This is a genomic window from Pseudactinotalea sp. Z1739, from assembly GCF_049725055.1.
Lineage (GTDB): Bacteria > Actinomycetota > Actinomycetes > Actinomycetales > Beutenbergiaceae > CALKWS01.
In genome coordinates, this window is record NZ_JBMPQA010000002.1 from 138047 (window position 1) to 157280 (window position 19234).

Sequence of the window (19234 nt, forward strand, 5' to 3'; positions counted from 1 at the left end):
TGGGTCCGCGCGCAGCACGGCGCAACCGGTAGGCCCATCATGCCTGACGACACCAGATCCGGCAAGCGCTTTCCGGCCCCTGGGAACCCTGCTGACTACGCGGCTTCTGGACTGAGTGCTCCCAGAAGATTCCGCTCACTCAATCCACTTGCCGCGACCTCAACGCCTCCCTGGCGATCACTCGGGCAGGTACAGGCCCGGTACGGCACGAGCGCCACGCATCAGTCGGGCGGGCATCGCGCGGACCAGGCGCTCAGCGGTCGCGTCCGGGCGATGCAGATCCTCGGAGACGAACCTCAACACCACCCCTCCGGCCTCCCGGATGGCGTCCTCTCGGAGTTTCTCCTCGACCACGGCCTCGGCACCGCCGTCTGGCGTTTCTGCGTGGTACTTGATCCTCCCGTCGAACTCGGCATGAACGACCCAGCGCTCTGTACCGCCGCCGGACCTTCGGCGGTAGCACCAGGCCAGATCGCTGAAGTAGGTGCCGCGATCAGTCTGAGTTCGGAACTGAGCGATCGGCCGACCGATGCCCCGGGAGACGGCGATCCAGCGCAGCACCGACTCACCAGGGGACTCCGCGAAGCCGTTGGCAGCCGACAGCACCGCCCTGGCCCGGACCCGGCCACGGCGTGCGCGACCTGATTCGAGGCGCTCGCCCAGTTCCGCACGGATCCCCTCCATCCGCTCCTGAGATTCCGCACGCCGCCAGCGATCCGGCTTCGCAAGGAGCCGCAGCGCACTGTCAGCGACCACCAGCGCGTCGCGTGCGTGCAGCGTCCTGGCACAGTCGAGCACGGTGCGCTGCAGGGTGGTGACCGCCAACCCGTTGATCGTGGTGACATCGGAAGGCTCCAGATCGACCGTGTGCCGGAGCACGTCGGATGCGCGCCTCGCGCCGTGACGCGTGGGCTGGATCAGATGGACCCGTTCGGGCGTCCGCCAGAGCGGGCATCCATGCAGCAGCGCCGCGCTCTCGTGACTGAGGATGCGTGGCTCGGCAGAAGCCCGGACTACCGCGACGCAGCGCGCCAGGGCGTACTGCTGCCGCGTCGCCCACGGTTCCGTCAGTGCCTGATCCACCACCATGTAGGCACCGTGGCGCACCCGGGCGATGGTGCCGGCACTGAGCAGGTCGGCGAAGTCCGCCTTCCCCAGTTCGGATCGGAGGACGACGCGCGGAAGGGACGGCGGTCCGGGCCCTCGTAAGCGTTCCATGACTGGCAGCCTCGCCGGTCGTGCGCAGGCGGGCGATGAACCGCCGGCCCGCTGTGGACATTCGATCCCCATCCCCACCCCGCTGACCCGAGATCGCCACCCCTCAACCCGCCGCCGCCACCCACCGGCCCACCACCAGCCCACCGATCCGGCGGCGACTGCGCGGCATATGGATCGAATCCGCCCATAAGGTTCGGTGACTGCGCGGCATATGGATCGAGTTCGCCGGAGAGGTGCCGCTACTTCGCGGCATTCGCCGCGACGTCAGCGCCGCCGGCCGGGTGGGGGTGGGGCGGCTGCCGGGTGGGGCGGGTGTGGGGCGAGCGGATGGTGGGTGCGGCGGGTGTGGGGCGAGCGGATGGTGGGTGCGGCGGGTGTGGGGCGAGCGGATGGTGGGTGCGGCGGGTGTGGGGCGAGCGGATGGTGGGTGCGGCGGGTGTGGGGTGGGCGGCGGGCGATGGCGTGCGGTGCGGTTCAGTCGCCGGCGGGCGTGGTGCTCAGGCCGGCGGCAGCGAGTTGGTCCTCGAGGTGGAAGACTTCCTCGAGGAGAACGAAACCCTCATCGGGGTTGCCGGAGTCGACAAAGAACTCGCTCATCGCGGCCTGCCAGCGCCCGTTCACCTCGGTGGCGGCCATCGCCTCCTGGGCGGCACGATAATCCTCGGACTCGAAGTGACCCACCAGCAGACCGTCCTGCGACAGGTAGAGCGAGTAGTTGCGCCACCCGGAGTCTCGCAGCGCCGCGAGCATGTCCGGCCAGACGGCGGCATGAGCGCGGCGGTAGTCATCCAACCGGTCCGGGCGCACGCGGGAGGTGAAGCAGTAGCGGGTCATCGCGGATCTCCTTGCTCGTGGGTTGGCGTGGGTCGGGCGTGGGTTGGTGGGAGTTCGGCGGGGTTCTGCGTGGGCTGGGCGTGGCTCAGGTGGTGGTCGAGGGCGGCAGCCGTTGCTCCGCCCGGCCCCAACGCTCGGCCGCCCCCGGTGCCGGGGTGTAGGTCGCGGTGGACACGCTCGCGGCAACCACGCTGCGCAGGTCCTCCAGAGTCCCCTCGAGCACCCCCACGGCGCGGGCCTGCGCCACCACGTTCCCCAGGGCGGTGGACTCGGCCGGGCCGGCCACTACCGGCAGCCCGGTCGCGTCGGCAGCCAACTGGCACAGCAGCGCGTTCCGGGAACCACCACCCACCAGGTGCACCCGGCGCACCGGGCGGGAGGTCAACTCGACCGCCGCGCGCACACTGCGGCGATAGGCCAGGGCCAGCGAGTCCAGCACCGTACGGGTGATCTGCGCCGGGCTGACCGGATCCGGTTCGCCCCGCTCGACGGCGTGAGTACGGATCCGTTCGGGCATGTCGCCCGGGGGCAGGAACGCCGGATCGTCGGCGTCGATCAGGGTGCGGAGCGGCTCGGCCCGGGCGGCCGCGTCGAGCAGGGAGGTCAAGTCCGCATCCTCACCCGCCTCGGCCCAGATCCGCTGACTCTCCTGCAGCAGCCACAATCCCATCACGTTGCGCAGGAAGCGCACCCGGCCGTCCAACCCGAGTTCGTTGGTGAAGTTGGCCTCCCGGGCACTCTCGGTGAGCACCGGCTCGCCCACCTCCACCCCGACCAGAGACCACGTGCCGCAGGAGATGTAGGCGAAGTCGGAACTGGTGGCCGGGATGCCGGCCACTGCCGAGGCGGTGTCGTGGGATCCCACCGCGATCACGGGCACCGGGCCCAGCCCGGTCGCCTGCTGGGCCTGCTCGGTCAACGGCCCGAGCACGTGGCCGGGTTCGACCAGGGGTGGGAACAGATCGGTCGGCAGGCCCAGTCGACCGAGCAGATCAGCCGACCAGGCCGGCCCGTCCTGGTCCAACAACCCGGTGGTGGAGGCGTTCGTCGTCTCGCTGGCCTGCACTCCGGTGAGCCGGTAGCCGAGTAGGTCCGGCAGTAGCAGCGCCCGGGCCGGGAGCGGGGTGGACGACGACGTGGGTGCGGCGAGCAGTCCAGTGCGCTTCTCCGCTGCGAGCTGGAAGATCGTGTTGAACGGCTGATGGGCGATCCCGGAGATCGCGTACAACTCACCCGGGTCGGCCAGCGCGTGCACCTCTGACACGGCCTGCCCGCCCCGAGCATCGCGATAGGCGACTGGCGGTGCCAGCAGGGCACCGTCGTCGTCGATCAGTCCGTAGTCCACCGCCCAGGAGTCGATCCCGATACCGAGCAGTGGGCCATCGTCGCCCGCGGCCCGCAGGCCCGACAGGATCTGCTCGTACAGTCCCTCCAGGTCCCAGCGCAGCACGCCGGTGGCGTCATAGCGTGCCTCGTTGGGGAAGCGCGCCACCTGGCGCATCTTGACCTGTGGGCGATCGGGGGGGCCGGTGATCTCGGCCCGGATCACCCGCCCCGAGGATGCCCCCAGGTCGACCGCCGCGAATGCCGGTACTGCCGGCGTACTGCTCATCGCTACCCCCGGGCGTGGTTCAGCGCAGGAACGCCGCAGCCACCCCGGAATCGACCGGGATGTGCAGGCCGGTGGTCTGGGACAGGTCGGCGCCGGTGAGGGCAGCGACCGCCGCGGCCACATGCTCCGGCAGCACCTCGCGTTTCAGCAGGGTGCGCTGGGCGTAGTAGGCGCCGAGCTCGGACTCGGGGACCCCGTACACCGCCGCGCGCTGGGCACCCCAGCCGCCGGCGAAGATGCCGCTGCCGCGGACCACGCCGTCGGGATTGATGCCGTTGACGCGGATCCCGTGCTCGCCCAGTTCGGCCGCGAGCAGGCGTACCTGGTGGGCCTGATCGGCCTTGGTGGCGGAGTAGGCGATGTTGTTCGGACCGGCGAACACCGCGTTCTTGGAGGCGATGTAGATGATGTCCCCACCGATCCCCTGGGCGACCATCGCCCGGGCCGCCTCACGGGAGACGAGGAAGGACCCACGGGCCATCACGTCGTGCTGGGTGTCCCAGTCCGCTGCAGTGGTCTCCAGCAGCGGCTTGGAGATGGACAGCCCGGCGTTGTTGACCACCAGGTCCACGCCCCCGAAGGCCAGGGCGGCCTGGCCGATCAGATCGGCCACGGCGTCCTCGTCGGTGACGTCGGCGGCGACCGCCACGGCCACGTCCGGGCCACCGAGTTCGGTCGCCAGATCCTGTGCTGCTTCGGCGTCGCGGTCGGCGATGACGACGCAGGCACCCTCGGCCACGAGTCGCTGGGCGATCGCCTTGCCGATGCCCGAGGCGCCTCCGGTGATCAGACCGATGCGGGTGGCGAGCGATTTGGGCTTGGGCATGCGCTGAAACTTGGCTTCCTCCAGCGCCCAGTACTCGATGCGGAACTTCTCGGATTCATCGATCGGCGCGTAGGTGGAGATCGCCTCGGCGCCGCGCATCACGTTGATGGCGTTGACGTAGAACTCCCCGGCCACGCGGGCAGTCTGCTTGTCCTTTCCGAAGGAGAACATCCCCACCCCGGGCACCAGCACGATCGCCGGGTCCGCCCCTCGCATCGCCGGGGAGTCGGCATCGGCGTGCCGCTGGTAGTACCCGGCGTAGTCCTCGCGGTAGGCACCGTGCAGTTCGTGCAACCGCTCGACGGCCTGCTCCAGCGGCGCCTCCGCGGGAAGGTCGAGCACCAGCGGCTTGACCTTGGTGCGAAGGAAGTGATCGGGGCAGGAGGTGCCCAGTTCGGCCAGCGCGGTGAGTTTGTCCCGGGCCAGGAACTCCAGCACCACGTCGGAGTCGGTGAAGTGGCCGACCTGCGGCCGGTCGGCCGAGGCGATGCCCCGGATCACCGGTGCCAGCGCGGCCGCGCGCGCACGGCGCTGCTCCGGTGCCAACGGTTCATATCCCGGGCGCTGGGCCCCGAAGGGGTGCTCGTCGCGTCCGGCCAGGTCCGCCGTTGCCTGCTCGATGTACTCCTCGGCCATCCGGATGATCTTCAGGGAACGCTCCTCGACCTGGTCGGAGGTTTCGCCCCAGGCGGTGATACCGTGCCCGCCCAGGATGCAGCCGATCGCCTGCGGGTTCTCCTCCTTGATCGCGGCGATGTCCAGGCCGAGCTGGAATCCGGGGCGGCGCCAGGGCACCCAGACCACCTCGTCGCCGTAGATGCGCCGGGTGAGGTCCTCCCCGTCCACCGCGGTGGCCACGGCGATGCCGGCGTCGGGATGCAGGTGGTCCACGTGGTCGGCCTCCACCAGGGCGTGCATCGCGGTGTCGATCGAAGGCGCAGCCCCACCCTTGCCGTGCAGGCAGTAGTCGAACGCGGCGACCATCTCATCCTCACGGTCCACGCCCGGATACACCTGCGGCAGGGCGCGCAGGCGGTCCATTCGCAGCACTGCCAGGTTGCTCTTGGTCAGCGTGCCCAGGTCACCGCCGGAGCCCTTGACCCACAGCAGCTCCACGTCCTCCCCGGTGACCGGGTCCGGTGCCGAACCCTTGGCGGAGGTGTTGCCACCGGCGTAGTTGGTGATCCGCGGGTCCGAACCCAGCCGGTTGGACCGCGCGACCAGATCGTCGACGGTACGCATCAGGCCCCCCATCCTGCCTGCGTCCCGCCCACCCGTGCGGCCGCGACCTCGGCGGCATAGCCAGAGGCGGCGAAGGCCGCCATCGGGTCGGGGTCCAGGCCCTGGCCGGCGCGTAGTTCGGCGAGCATCGGGCGCACGTCGGTGTTGTAGGCATCCATCAGCACCCCGTGGGCTCCGAGCACGTCCTGGGCCTGTTGGGCCGCTGTGAGTGCCTCGGAATCCACCAGGAGCGCCTTGGCGGTCGCCTCCTGGACGTTCATCACCGAGCGGATCTGGCCGGGAATCTTCTCCTCGATGTTGTGGCACTGATCAAGCATGAAGTTCACCCCCGCTTCGGGCTTGAGCGCATCGGCCTGGACGATCTCGTGCATGATCCGGAACAGTTGGAACGGGTCCGCGGAGCCGACCATCAGATCGTCGTCGGCGTAGAAGCGTGAGTTGAAGTCGAAGGCACCCAGGCGACCCTGGCGCAGCAGTTGCATCACGATGAACTCGATGTTGGTCCCCGGTGCGTGGTGCCCGGTGTCCAGCACCACGGTGGCGCGCTCGCCCAGGGCCAGGCAGTGCAACAGGGCGGTGCCCCAGTCCGGGATATCGGTGGAGTAGAACGCCGGCTCGAAGAACTTGTACTCCAGCACCAACGTGTGGTCGGAGTCCATCGCGGCGTAGATTTCGGCCAGGGACTCGGCCAGGCGGTCCTGGCGGGCCCGCAGGGAGTCCTGGCCGGCGTAGTTGGTACCGTCCGGGAGCCAGAGTTTGAGCTCCTTCGAGCCCGTGGCCCGCATCACGTCCAGGCACTGCATGTGGTGGTCGATGGCCTTGCGCCGGATGCGCTCATCGGAGTGGGTCAGCGAGGAGAGCCGGAAGTCGGCGTCCTGGAAGAGGTTGGCGTTGATCATGCCGATGGTCAGGCCGTGGTCATCGGCATGGCGGGCCAGATCGGAGAAGTCATCGACCAGGTCCCACGGGATGTGCAGCGACACCCGAGGCGTGATGCCGGTGTACTTGTGCACCTGGGCGGCGTCGGCAATCTTCTCGTAGGGATCCCGCGGAACACCCTCGGTGGTGAATACGCGGAATCGGGTCCCTGAGTTGCCGAACGCCCAGGAGGGCAGTTCGACGGTTTGCTCGGACAGTGCCGCCGTCGTGGCGCTCTGCCTGCTCGACTGGTCGTTCATCACCGAATCCTCATTAATTCCGGAGCCCCAGGCCGTCAGCCCATGCGCCCGTCAGCCTATGAAACGTTTCAGTCAAATCTAGGCCCTTCGCTCCCCTCCGTGCAACCGTTCTACGCCAAATTGTTGCCGGTCCGTTGCCTGATGCGCGCGCGACGCAGGGCCGCCGAGATCTCCTCGACCGTGCCGCAGCGGCGTAGACTCTCGCGAATCCAGCGATGAACAGGACCTCGATGACGACCACCCACGGCCCCCGGACCGCCCGCCGACCGAGCGTGACCGACGTCGCCAAGTTAGCCAACGTGTCCGTCGGCACGGTGTCCAACGTGCTGAACCGCCCTGAACGCGTGGCCGACGCGACCCGGACTCGGGTAGAAAAGGCGATCGCGGCTCTGTCGTTCGTCCCGAACGCCTCCGCCCGCCAGTTGCGCGCGGGCACGATCACCACGGTGGGGGCGGTGCTGCTGGACATCCGCAACCCCTTCTTCACCGATATGGCACGCGGTATCGAGGACCGGATCGCCCTGGATGACCGCACCCTGATGCTGGCCAGTTCCGATGAGGACCCCAAGCGCGAGATGCGATACCTTCGCCTGTTCGAGGAGCACGGCGTCAGCGGTCTGCTCGTGGTGCCCTCCACGACCGAGATCGACCACCTGCTCGCGATCGTCGACCGCGGCCTGGACGTGGTGCTGCTCGACTCCCCCTCACCTACCCCTCGCATCTCCTCCGTCGCCGTGGACAACATCGAGGGCGGCAAGCTGGCCGCCCAGCATCTGCTGGCGATGGGGCACGAGGAGATCACGTTCATCAACGGCCCGCACAGCATCCGCCAGTGCCGCGACCGGTTCGCCGGTGTGGAACTCGCCGTCCAGGAGGCGGGCAGGGACCCGGCCGAGGTGATCACCGAGCTGACGATCTCGAGCCTGGACGCCGACGGCGGCGAGTTGGCCATCTCCCGCGTGCTCGATGAGCAGGGCGACGCGGCGCCGTCGGCGGTCTTCTGCGTCAATGACCTGGTCGCGATCGGGGTGCAGCGCACCATGCGCCGCCGCGGCCTCGAGATGGTGGGGCACATGGCGATCGTGGGCTACGACGACATCGACATCGCCAGCGAGCTCGCCCTGCCGCTGACGTCGGTTCGCCAGCCGCACCACGAACTCGGCTACCGCGCCGCCGACATCCTGATGACCGCGGGAACACCCGAGCACGTGGTCTTCCAACCGCAGTTGGTGGTCCGCGCCTCCTCCGACCCCGCATCCGGCTGAGTTCTGCAGCGCCGGTCTCCGCATCCTGAGCGGTGCCCCCGTCTCCGGGTCCCCGGCGCCACCGCCCGAGCGTGACGACGGCCCGGGTCGGCTCGATCGTGGGCCGACCCGGGCCGCGTCGGCTGAACCCGCCCCGGGTGGGGCGGGCGGGTGATCAGACCAGGGTGACCATCGTCCAGGACACCGGCGGGAGGTTGACGTTGACGGCACCGTCGGAGACGCCGGCGCTGTCATTGCGGCGCGGCAGCACCGACGTCGCGTCATCTGCGGTGGCCGACCAGGTGTGGTCGGGGTTGGACAGCGTCACACAGTTGTCCACCCGCAGGTCACCCAGTGCGCGCAGATCCATCTGCACGTGCGTCTCCTCACTCAGTGACCGGTTCACCAGGAACAGCGACACCGACCCGGTCTCCGGATCCCGGGTGGCCACCGCATCGACCTGGTCCACCGGACCGTACTTGTCGGTCTCCAGCACCGGCGCATCGACCGCCACCTGCAGTACCTCGCCGCGGGCGTGCTGTGCGGTGAGGGCGAAGGGGTGGAAGGTGGTCTGGCGCCAGGCACGTCCACCCGGCTCGGTCATGATCGGGGCGATCACGTTGACCAGTTGGGCCAGCGAGGCCGAGTGCACCCGGTCGGTGTGCCGCAGCAGCGAGATGAGCAGGTTGCCCACCACCACGGCGTCGGCCACGTTGTACTTGTCCTCCAGCAGCACCGGCGCCACCGGCCACTCATCGCCGGACGGCGGGCGGGACTCGGCACGCTTCTGATACCAGACGTTCCACTCATCGAAGGAGATGTTGATCGCCTTGTTGTGCTTGCCCGCGGCCCGCACCGCATCGGCGGTGGCGGCCACCGAGTCGATGAAGTAGTCCATGTTCGCCGCACTGGCCAGGAAACTGGACAGGTCGCCGTCGTCCTCGTAGTAGTACACGTGCGCGCTGATCAGGTCCACGTGGCGGTAGGTGTGCTCCAGCACGGTCGACTCCCAGGTGCCGAACGTGGGCATCGTGGAGTTCGAGGACCCGCAGGCCACAAGTTCCAGATCCGGGTCGATCATGCGCATCGCCCGCGCGGTCTCGGCAGCGAGGCGCCCGTATTCCTCGGCGGTCTTGTGACCGATCTGCCAGGGCCCGTCCATCTCGTTGCCCAGGCACCACATCTTGATCTTGTAGGGATCCCGGGCCCCGTTGGCGCGGCGGGCATCGGACAGGGCGGTCCCGCCGGGCACGTTGGTGTACTCCAACAGGTCCAGTGCCTCCTGGATGCCCCGGGTGCCCAGGTTCACCGCCATCATCGGCTCCACACCGGCCTTGGCGGTCCAGGCCATGAACTCATCGACGCCGAAGGTGTTCGGATCGGTGGAGTGCCAGGCCAGGTCCAGGCGGGAGGGGCGCTGGTCCTTCGGGCCGACACCGTCCTCCCAGCGGTAACCGGAGACGAAGTTGCCCCCCGGGTAACGGACCGTCCTGGTGCCCAACTCCGAGACCAGGTCCAGCACGTCGGTGCGGAACCCGTGCTCATCGGAGGTCGGATGCTCCGGCTCATAGATCCCGGTGTACACACACCGGCCAAGGTGTTCTACGAATGATCCGAAGGTGCGTTCGCGCACCGGCCCGACGACGAACGCCGGGTCCACGCTCAAACGTGCGGTTGACATGGGGTACTTCCTCCTGGTCAGCAGTGTGGTGGGGCGGGTGTCCCCCGGTCAGTTCATCGGCTGGGCCAACCGGTAGTAGGCGGCGTTCCAGCGCAGCTCCTGGCGCAGGGAGGCCACCTGGGTCTGGTCGTCGATGACCACCAGCTCGAGGCCGGCGATCTCGGCGAAGTCGTCGAACACCTCCCGGCCCACCGCGGTGGTCAGGACCGTGTGGTGCGCACCGCCGGTGATCAGCCAGGCGCGCGCCGAGGTGCGCAGATCCGGTTTGGGCACCCACACCGCATGCGCCACGGGCAGGTTCGGCATCGGCTCCCGCTCGCCGACGATGGCCACCTCGTTGGCCACCAGCCGGAACCGTTCGCGCATGTCGCTCAGCGCCACCACCAGGCCCTCGCCGGGGTCGGTGTCGAACACCAGGCGCACCGGGTCCTCCCGGTCCCCGATGCCCAGCGGGTGGATCTGCAGGCTGGGGCGCGAGGTGGTCAGGGTCGGGCAGATCTCCAGCATGTGCGCGCCCAGGATCACCTCGTCTCCCGGGGTCAGGTCGTAGGTGTAGTCCTCCATCAGCGAGGCGCCCCCGGGCAGACCGTGGCCCATCACCTTGGCCGCACGCACCAGGATGGCGGTCTTCCAGTCGCCCTCGGCCCCGAACCCGTAACCGGCGGCCATCAAGCGCTGCACGGCGAGGCCGGGCAGTTGGCGCAGCGGGCCGAGGTCCTCGAAGTTGGTGGTGAAGGCCTTGGCCCCGATCTGCTCCAGGAACGTGCGCATGCCCGCCTCCTGGCGGGCGCCGTAGCGCAACGACTCGTGCCGGTCTCCCCCGGGCCGCAGATCATCGACGACGTCGTAGCAGGCCAGGTAGTCCTCGATCAGTTCGTCGATGCTCGCCTCGGGCACCGCATCGATGGCGGCGGCCAGGTCGTGCACACCCCAGGTGTTCACGCTCACGCCCAGGCGCAGTTCGGCCTCGGTCTTGTCCCCTTCGGTGACCGCGACGTTGCGCATGTTGTCGCCGAAGCGCACCAACCGCATCCCGTAGATCTCGCTCCACGCGGTGGCCGCACGTGCCCAGGCTCCCACCTGCTCACGCACCAGGTCCTCCGACGCGTGGCCCACCACCACCTTGCGGGGAGTGCCCAGGCGCGCGGTGAGGTAACCGAACTCCCGGTCCCCGTGCGCGGCCTGGTTCAGGTTCATGAAGTCCATGTCGATCGTGGACCACGGCAGCGCCGCGTCGGCCTGCGTGTGCAGGTGCAGCAGCGGGGTGCGCAGCGCGTCCAGGCCGGTGATCCACATCTTGGCCGGGGAGAAGGTGTGCATCCAGGCGATCACCCCCACGCAGTCGGGGTCGGCGTTGGCCTCCAGCGCCAACGCGCGGATCTGCGCGGTGTCCTTGAGCACCGGCTTCCATACGATGCGCACCGGAACCTGGCCCGCCTCGTCGAGCAGCCCGGCGACCTGCTGGGACTGGGCGGCAACCTGGTCCAGGGTCTCGGGTCCGTACAGGTCCTGGCTGCCGGTGAGGAACCAGATCTCGCGCTGGGCGAAGGGGTCGATCACGTGTCCTCCCGGACTCCGTAGACGTTCTGATAGCGGTCGAACAAGGCATCGACGTGGTGCGTTGCGATGGGGGCCGGATCGCCCAGCTGGCGGGCGATGTGCACGGTGCGGGCGACGTCCTCACACATCACGGCGGCCTTGACCGCATCGCGGGCATCGGTCCCGATGGTGAACGGGCCGTGGCCGGCCATCAGCACCGCGCGGGAGCGGTGCCCGGACAAGGTGGCCACGATGCCCTCTCCGATGGAGTCGTCACCGATCAGGGCGAACGGGCCCACCGGGATCTCACCACCGAACTCATCGGCGATCATGGTCAGTACGCACGGGATCGGTTCGCCCCGGGCGGCCCAGGCGGTGGCGTAGGTGGAGTGGGTGTGCACCACCCCGCCCACGTGGTCCATGTGCCGGTAGACGTAGGCGTGCGCGTCGGTGTCGGAGGAGGGGGCGAACTTCTCCGGGGTGCCGTCGACGATCTTCTTCCCGTCCAGGGTGCAGACCACCATCGACTCGGCGTCCAGGTCGTCGTAGGAGACCCCGGAGGGTTTAATCACGAACAGATCGGCGCCCGGCACCCGCTCGGACACGTTCCCCGCGGTCCAGATGACGAGGTTGTAGCGCACCAGCTCGGCGTGCAACTGGGCCACGTTCTCACGCACCCGAGCCACCGCGGACTGCACCTGTGCGGGCAACTCGGCGAGCACCATCCGGCTCATGTCAACTCCTCGGGGACAGTCAGCTCCGGGAAGTCCGCGCTCCCGCCGTCGTCGGCTGTGAGCGCTTGGCGCCGGATGGCCTTGAGCCTTCGCATCACGTCGTTCCCGCCACGACCGAAGTAGTCGTGCAGCTTCTGGTACTCGGCGTACAGGGCGCTGTAGGCCCGATGGGCCTGCGGGTCGGGGGTGTAGGCACCGACGGTGCGGCCTCCCATCGCCGCTCCCGCGGCCCGCACGTCCGGGTAGGCGCCGGCGGCCACCGCGGCGTGGATCGCCGAGCCCAGGGCGGGACCCTGCTCGGAGACGATGGTGCTCAGCGGTAGTCCGGTGACGTCGGCGTACATCTGCATCAGGAAGGTGTTCTTCAGCAGCCCGCCCGCCACCACCAACTCCTGCACCGCCAACCCGGAGTCGGTGAAGGCCTCCACGATCGTTCGGGTGCCGAATGCGGTGGCTTCGAGCAGGGCGCGGTAGGTGTCCTCGGGCCGGGTGGCCAGGGTCTGACCCACGATCATCCCGGACAACTCGTGATCGACCAGCACCGAACGGTTCCCGGAGTGCCAATCCAGGGCGATCAGGCCGTGGCCGCCGATCGGTTGCTGGGAGGCCAGGTGGGTCAGGTAGGTGTGCAGGTTCTCCCCGCGTGCGGCGGCCTCCTCGGCGTAGGCCCGCGGCACGCCGGTGGCCACGAAGTGGCCGAAGATGTCACCGACGCCGCTCTGCCCGGCCTCATAGCCGTACAGCCCGTCGACCACGCCGCCGTCGACCACCCCGCACATGCCGGGCACCTCTCGCAGTTCGTCCGCGTTCATCACGTGGCACGTGGACGTTCCCATGATCAGGGTGAGTTGGCCCGGGTCCACGGCGTTCGCGGCCGGGAGGGTCACGTGTGCGTCGACATTGCCCACCGCCACCGCGATGCCCTCGGGCAGTCCGGTCCAGGAGGCGGCCTCGGCGGTGAGCGGGCCGGCGCTGGCGCCCAGCGTGGCGATCTCGCTGGGAAGCTTCTCCTGCGCGAAGGTGGCGAAGTCGGGGTTGAGCGCAGCCAGGTAGTCGCTCGAGGGGTAGCGGCCGTCCTGGTAGATGCCCTTGTAGCCGGCGGCGCACGGGTTGGGTGCGTAGGTTCCGGACAGTTGCCACACGATCCAGTCGGCCGCCTCCACCCAATGGTCCATCGCGGCGTAGACCTCTGGGGCCTCCTCGAGCAGTTGCAGCCCCTTGGCGAACTGCCACTCGGAGGAGATCATTCCCCCGAAGCGGGGCAGCCAGGGCTCGCGCCGCTCCGCGGCCAGCGAGGTGATCCGGTCGGCCTGCGCCTGGGCGGCGTGGTGCTTCCACAGTTTGACGTAGGCGTGCGGGTTGTTCGTGAACTCCGGGAGTTCACTCAACGGGGTGCCGTCGCCACGTACCGGCAACGGAGTGGAGGCGGTGAAGTCCGTGCCGATCCCGATCACGTCGGCCGGGTCCGCGCCGGCCCGGCGCAGTGCCTCCGGGACGGCGTTCTTGAGCACGTCGACGTAGTCCGCGGCGTTCTGCAGCGCCCAGTCCGGTGGCAGGGACTGGCCGTCGCCGGCGCTGAGCACGGTGTCCATCACGGCGTGACGATAGGCATGCTCGGCGCTGGCGAGTTCGGCACCATCGGCCACGCGAACCACCACGGCCCGGCCGGACAGGGTGCCGAAGTCCACTCCCACCGCCAGAGCACGCTCGTTGTCCACGGTCACGGGGCCTCCTTCATCTCGGCCTCATCGCTCGGAGGTCCGCACGATGGCGGGCTAGTTGATCCGGGTCGCTGGGCGGGACCGCCGCCCAGCATCCCGGGTGACCTCGATGTTAACGATCACAACCAGGGATGGCAAGACCCTGACGGCGCCAGGTCAGCGGGCGAGGCGCAGCAGCGCCGAACCGTGCGCGTCCAGGGCCAGGGTGAGGGCGCCGTCGTCGTCCCACGCCTGGTCCGCCCCGCTCCACAACTCGACCACGTCCTCGGTGCCGTCCGCGCCGATTTGGCACCCCGGTAGGCGCACGCGGACGGGCTCATCGCCCAGGTGGAAGATCCCGGCGTAGACGTGCCCGTCCACGGCGGACTCCGACCGCCAGATGACCAGGTCGCGCTCTCGCAGGATCTCCCGGGGACTCCGGCCCCGCCGCAGCACCTCCAGGACCCGGTCGTTGGTCAGCAACTCGATGGTCTCCGGACTGGACGTGGGCAGGTCCGCCCCCACCATCAGCGGGGATCGGGCGATCACCCACAGGCTCATCAGGGTCTGCTGCTCGGCCGGGGTGAGCCGGGAGTGTCGGTCCTCCCCGCGTTCGGCGCGGATCCCGATCCGGCCCAGGGGGATCATGTCGGCGTCCGCCCAGCCTCCGGGCCCGGAGTTGGGCGCCCACCGGGCCAGCCGGCCGAACTGGTCGCGTACGTCCTCCCACCGGTCCCACAGGTCGTCACTGATGCGCCACATCGTGGCGTGCTGCCTCAGATGCACGCCGTGGACCAGCGACAGGTCCCGGCCCGGTGACAGGGACAACTCGATCTCGCGGCCGCTGCGCCGGATCGCGAGCGCCAGGGCTTCGATGTCCGCTGCGCGATAGGGCCAGAGCATGTCATCGGCCTTGATGAAGTCCACACCCCAGCTCGCCAACTGGGCGATGAACGAGTCGTAGTAGGCCTGGGTGCCCGGGTGGTCGTGGTTGAGACCGTAGTTGTCCGGGTTCCACTCGCACACCGCCCCGGTGTCGGCGATCTGAGCCGCCGTGTAGGAGGTTCCCTCCACGGGCAGGTCCGCATGCACTGCCGGCCGCGGGATGCCCCGCATGATGTGCACCCCGAATCGCAGGCCCATGGTGTGCACGGCGTGCGCCAGCGGGGCGAACCCGGCGCCGTCAGCGGCGGAGGGGAATCGGTTCGGCGCGGGCATCGGCCGGCCGTACGCATCCAGGGCCACGGGCGCATCGGCGTTGTAACCGTGGGCACGGGCGGTCGGGTCGTACCAGGCGATATCCACGACGACGGTGTCCCAACCGTGGGCGCGCATGTGCTCGGCCATGAAGTCGGCATTGGCCAGCACCTCCGACTCTGTGACGGTGGTGCCGTAACAGTCCCAGCTGTTCCAGCCCATCGGTGGCGTTTGGCTGCGCGTGGTCGATGCCGTCATGGCTGACCTCTCTCCATCGGGAGTGCGGATGTGAGCGTTCACGCTACTGGGTGCGGTGACTATGTCCAGCGCCCTGGCCGGCACTGCGTCGTGAGGCAGGACTTCCGAAGGCGCGTGATCGGGCCGGTGCCGGAGGGCCCGCGACCTACTCTGTGTGCATGAGCGTGACGATGCGGGACGTGGCCATCGACGGCAGGTGCGGCCGCTGCCTCCTGACCACTCCCCCGGCGACCTTTACAGACCGGTCGGCCCACGCCGTCAGCCGTTCCCGGGCTACCTGCCATGCACTCGAAAGGGCAACACCATGACCACAGCCGCACCCGCAGAATCCGCAAGCCCGCTCACCCCCGCCGCCCCGCGTGCCGCGGTCGCCGTGCATCAGGGCTTGGCGATGTCAGCGGTCCGACTCCACGGCGGGGTCCTGGGTGGCTGGCAGGAGCGCAATGCCGCAGCCACGATCCCGCACTGCATCGGCCAGCTCGAGGAGTCAGGTGTGCTGGACAACTTCCGACGCGTGCTGGGGAACTCGGAAGCGGACTACCGTGGTTTCGTCTTTGCCGACTCCGACCTGTACAAGGTGATCGAGGCCGTCGGCTGGGAGATCGCCCGCTCCGGCACCACCGAGTTCGACGCCTGGCTCGATGAGGTGATCGCGCTGGTGGCCCGGGTGCAGGAGCCCGATGGGTACGTGATGACGTGGATCCAGGGGGTGCACCCGGGCAAGAGGTTCGCCGAGTTGGAGTGGACCCATGAGATGTACGTGGCCGGGCACCTGATCCAGGCGGCGATCGCCCTGGACCGTGCGGCGGGGCGCGCCGACCTGCTGGAGCTCGCCCGAGCGTTCGCCGACCTGCTGGAGCGCACCTTCGGACCCGAGGGCACCGACGGGATCTGTGGGCACCCTCAGATCGAGACCGCCCTGATCGAGCTCTACCGCCACACCGGGGAGCGCCGCTATCTGGACCTGGCCACCCGGATGATCAACCTGCGCGGCACCGGCCTACTCAAACGCGGAGGTCTGGGGGCGCGCTATTTCCAGGATCACGAGCCGGTGCGCAACGCCACCGACGCCGCCGGCCACGCCGTGCGCCAGCTCTACCTCAATGCCGGGGTCACCGACCTGTATTTGGAGACGGGCGAGCAGGCACTGGCCGAGGCTATGGACGCCCAGTGGCGCAGTACGCATGAGCGCAAGATGTACATCTCCGGTGCCTTCGGTTCCCGGCACCGGGACGAGGCTTTCGGATCCGACTACGAACTGCCGCCCGATCGCGCCTACGCCGAGACCTGCGCCACCATCGCCGACACGCACTGGGCCTGGCGGATGCTGCTTGCCTTCGGCCCGGGTCCCTATGCCGAGACCATCGAGCGGGAGATCCACAACGCGCTGCGCGCCTCGGTCGATGCCTCCGGCACCCGCTTCTTCTACTCCAACCCCCTGCAGATGCGCCCCGATCGCACCACCGAGGTCAACGCTCCGAAGGAACGCACCTCCTGGTATGAGTGCGCGTGCTGCCCGCCGAACATCGCCCGGGTCATCGCCCAACTGTCCGCCTACCTGGCCACCTCCACCGAGGACACACTCTGGCTGCACGTGTACGCCGCGGCTGACATCGATCTGCCCGGCCATCTGGGCTCCGGGGTAGTGCGAGTACGCACCGACTACCCCCGCAGCGGCCGGGTGCAAGTGAGCCTCGACGGCGGGGCCCCTCCGGGTGCCGACCTCGCCCTGCGCATTCCGTCGTGGTCGCGGCGGACCACGTTCGACGGCGAGGAGGTCACCGCCGGCGATGACGGTTACCTGCACCTGCCGCTCGGGGTGGGCGGTGTGTTGGAGTTGGACATGAGCCCGCGCTGGACCGCCGCCCACCCGCGGGTGGACGCAGTGCGGGGCTGCCTGGCAGCCGAGCGCGGGCCGGTGGTCTACTGCCTGGAGCAGGCGGATCTGCCGGAGGGGATCGACGTGGACGACGTGATCGTCGACGCCTCCCACGCTCCGCAGGTCTCCGGTGACGGCGACCTCGCCCCGATGCGCGTGACGGCCAACCATCGGCCGGCCCGGCCGGGCCTGTATCGCCCGGCTTCCGAGTCCGGGGCCGATGGGGATGCGTCGGTGCAGGCCGGCCTCATTCCGTTCGGCCACTGGGGCAACCGCGGCGCCGGTGCAATGCGGGTCTGGCTGCCCGTTGATGCCCCGCCCGAGCCCTCCTGACGAGTACGGTCGCTGGGGACGCAAACAAACCAACCGCATCAACCCGCTGACCGCTGATTCTCTTGCACGTTCGACCACGCCCCGGTGCGGGCACCTACCTGGAGTTCAACTGATGACCAACAACCTGCGCGCCGTGATCAACCTCGACCTGCCCGGTCCGGTGATCAGCCGACACCTGTACGGCCACTTCGCCGAGCACCTGGGCCGGTGCGTCTACGGCGGCTTCTGGGTGGGTGAGGACTCCGAGATCCCGAACGAGCGCGGTATCCGCACCGATGTGGTGCGGGCACTGCGGGAGCTACGGATCCCGAACCTGCGTTGGCCCGGGGGATGCTTCGCCGATGAGTACCACTGGCGCGACGGGATCGGCCCGCGCGAGGAGCGGCCCCGCATGGTCAACACCCACTGGGGCAACGTGGAGGAGAACAACCACTTCGGCACCCACGAGTTCATGGACCTGTGCGAGATGCTCGGCGCCGAGCCGTACGTCAACGGCAACGTCGGCTCCGGCACGGTCCAGGAGATGAGCGAGTGGGTGGAGTACCTGACCCGTACCGGGGACTCCCCGGCCGTGGCGGCGCGCAAGGCCAACGGTCGGGAGGAACCCTGGAAGGTCCCGTTCTGGGGGATCGGCAACGAGGCCTGGGGGTGCGGGGGCAACATGCGTGCCCAGGCCTACGCCGACCTGGCCCGCCAGTACGCCACCTACCTGCGCAACCATGACGGGAACGAGTTGTACCGGATCGCCGCCGGTGCCTCCGACGACGACTACGCCTGGACCAGGGCGCTGATGGAGGCGATCAGTTGCTTCGGATGCCAGAAGGAGCCCCGGGGCATCTTCCAGGCGGTCTCCTTCCACTACTACACGATGTCCGGTGAGTGGGCGGACAAGGGCAGCGCCACCGACTTCACCGACGACGAGTACTACCGCACCATGGCGGCCGCGGCCCGGGTGGAGGAACTCATCGCCGGGCACGCCGCGGTCATGGACGTGTACGACCCGAAGAAGAAGGTCGGGCTGGTGCTGGATGAGTGGGGCACCTGGTGGAACGTGGAACCGGGCACCAACCCGGGCTTCCTGTACCAGCAGAACACGCTGCGCGATGCGCTGGTGGCCTCGGTGCACTTCGACGCCTTCCACCGCCACGCAGACCGGCTCACGATGGCCAACATCGCCCAGACCGTCAACGTGCTGCAGGCGATGATCCTCACCGATCCGGACTCCGGCGCGCTGGTGCGTACACCCACCTTCCACGTGTTCGCGATGAATGCCGGCCACCACGACGCCGCCGCGCTGGAGGCACCGTTGCTGGGTGAGGTGCCGGTGCGCGAGGTGGGCGGGAAGGAACTGCCCCTCATTTCCAGCTCCGCCTCCGTCAAGGACGGGGTGGCATTGGTCTCGCTCACGAACCTGGACGCCGGTTCCGACCATGAGGTGACCCTGGACCTGCGTGGGCGGGGCGTTACGTCCGCGAGCGCCCAGGTGCTCAGCGGTGCGGCGCCCCATGCCCACAACACACCCGGGGACGCCGAGCAGGTGGCCCCCCGCGAGCACCCGGTGACCGGCGAGGCACAGCACGTGCGGATCACCCTGCCCCCGCACTCCTACGCCACGGTGCGCCTCGAGTTGGGCTGAGCACCGCCGTCGTCCCGGCGACGCCACGGCCCCATCGCCTCCACCCAGCACCGAAGGCGACGGGCATGGGCCAAGGCGACGGGCCGGCCACTCGACGATGACGACGGGCGTCGTCCTCGGGCA

Annotated in this window: 13 protein-coding genes; 3 read left to right on the forward strand and 10 right to left on the reverse strand. The window is 69.2% G+C overall.

Going from position 1 to position 19234, the window contains the following annotated elements; translation table 11 throughout:
* Positions 1 to 177 precede the first annotated feature (177 nt).
* The 5 genes from ACO0LV_RS03105 to rhaI all read right to left on the reverse strand — a co-directional run bounded on the left by ACO0LV_RS03105 (position 178) and on the right by rhaI (position 6910).
* Positions 178 to 1218 carry a hypothetical protein gene (locus tag ACO0LV_RS03105; protein WP_424786403.1) on the reverse strand — a complete coding sequence of 347 codons (1041 nt, stop codon included), beginning with the start codon at positions 1216 to 1218 and terminating at the stop codon, positions 178 to 180.
* 474 nt (positions 1219 to 1692) lie between these two features.
* Positions 1693 to 2052 (reverse strand): L-rhamnose mutarotase, encoded by a 360-nt coding sequence (locus ACO0LV_RS03110; protein WP_424786404.1) that lies wholly within the window; start codon positions 2050 to 2052, stop codon positions 1693 to 1695.
* An 85-nt stretch (positions 2053 to 2137) separates the two neighbouring features.
* Positions 2138 to 3664 carry a rhamnulokinase gene (locus ACO0LV_RS03115; protein ID WP_424786405.1) on the reverse strand — a complete coding sequence of 509 codons (1527 nt, stop codon included), beginning with the start codon at positions 3662 to 3664 and terminating at the stop codon, positions 2138 to 2140.
* 19 nt (positions 3665 to 3683) lie between these two features.
* Entirely contained in the window at positions 3684 to 5732 is a 2049-nt protein-coding gene (locus tag ACO0LV_RS03120; protein WP_424786406.1) for a bifunctional aldolase/short-chain dehydrogenase, read from the reverse strand.
* Complete coding sequence (rhaI, locus tag ACO0LV_RS03125) at positions 5732 to 6910, reverse strand: L-rhamnose isomerase (protein ID WP_424786407.1); 1179 nt, start codon at positions 6908 to 6910, stop codon at positions 5732 to 5734. The genes ACO0LV_RS03120 and rhaI overlap by 1 nt, the downstream gene beginning before the upstream one ends.
* Before the next feature lie 230 nt (positions 6911 to 7140).
* Here rhaI and ACO0LV_RS03130 point away from each other — a divergent pair, with 230 nt between their 5' ends.
* A complete protein-coding gene (locus ACO0LV_RS03130; protein WP_424786408.1) occupies positions 7141 to 8175 on the forward strand; it encodes a LacI family DNA-binding transcriptional regulator in 1035 nt (344 codons plus the stop codon).
* 154 nt (positions 8176 to 8329) lie between these two features.
* Here the strand turns inward: ACO0LV_RS03130 and ACO0LV_RS03135 are convergent, their stop codons facing one another.
* The 5 genes from ACO0LV_RS03135 to ACO0LV_RS03155 all read right to left on the reverse strand — a co-directional run bounded on the left by ACO0LV_RS03135 (position 8330) and on the right by ACO0LV_RS03155 (position 15263).
* Positions 8330 to 9835 carry an alpha-N-arabinofuranosidase gene (locus ACO0LV_RS03135; RefSeq protein ID WP_424786409.1) on the reverse strand — a complete coding sequence of 502 codons (1506 nt, stop codon included), beginning with the start codon at positions 9833 to 9835 and terminating at the stop codon, positions 8330 to 8332.
* Between the two features lie 48 nt (positions 9836 to 9883).
* Positions 9884 to 11395 (reverse strand): L-arabinose isomerase, encoded by a 1512-nt coding sequence (gene araA, locus ACO0LV_RS03140; protein ID WP_424786410.1) that lies wholly within the window; start codon positions 11393 to 11395, stop codon positions 9884 to 9886.
* On the reverse strand, positions 11392 to 12099 hold the full coding sequence (locus ACO0LV_RS03145) for an L-ribulose-5-phosphate 4-epimerase (protein ID WP_424786655.1): 708 nt from the start codon (positions 12097 to 12099) through the stop codon (positions 11392 to 11394). Before ACO0LV_RS03145 ends, araA begins: the two co-directional genes overlap by 4 nt.
* 5 nt (positions 12100 to 12104) lie before the next feature.
* Positions 12105 to 13832, reverse strand: coding sequence for a ribulokinase (gene araB, locus ACO0LV_RS03150; protein WP_424786411.1), 1728 nt, complete (start codon positions 13830 to 13832; stop codon positions 12105 to 12107).
* Positions 13833 to 13985: 153 nt separating this feature from the next.
* On the reverse strand, positions 13986 to 15263 hold the full coding sequence (locus ACO0LV_RS03155; protein WP_424786412.1) for a glycoside hydrolase family 27 protein: 1278 nt from the start codon (positions 15261 to 15263) through the stop codon (positions 13986 to 13988).
* A gap of 304 nt (positions 15264 to 15567) precedes the next feature.
* Between ACO0LV_RS03155 and ACO0LV_RS03160 the strand changes: the two genes are divergently transcribed.
* Positions 15568 to 17475: a glycoside hydrolase family 127 protein gene (locus ACO0LV_RS03160; RefSeq protein ID WP_424786413.1), complete on the forward strand. Its 1908-nt coding sequence runs from the start codon at positions 15568 to 15570 to the stop codon at positions 17473 to 17475.
* A 112-nt stretch (positions 17476 to 17587) separates the two neighbouring features.
* Positions 17588 to 19111, forward strand: a complete 1524-nt coding sequence (locus ACO0LV_RS03165; protein ID WP_424786414.1) for an alpha-N-arabinofuranosidase — start codon at positions 17588 to 17590, stop codon at positions 19109 to 19111.
* Positions 19112 to 19234: the final 123 nt, after the last annotated feature.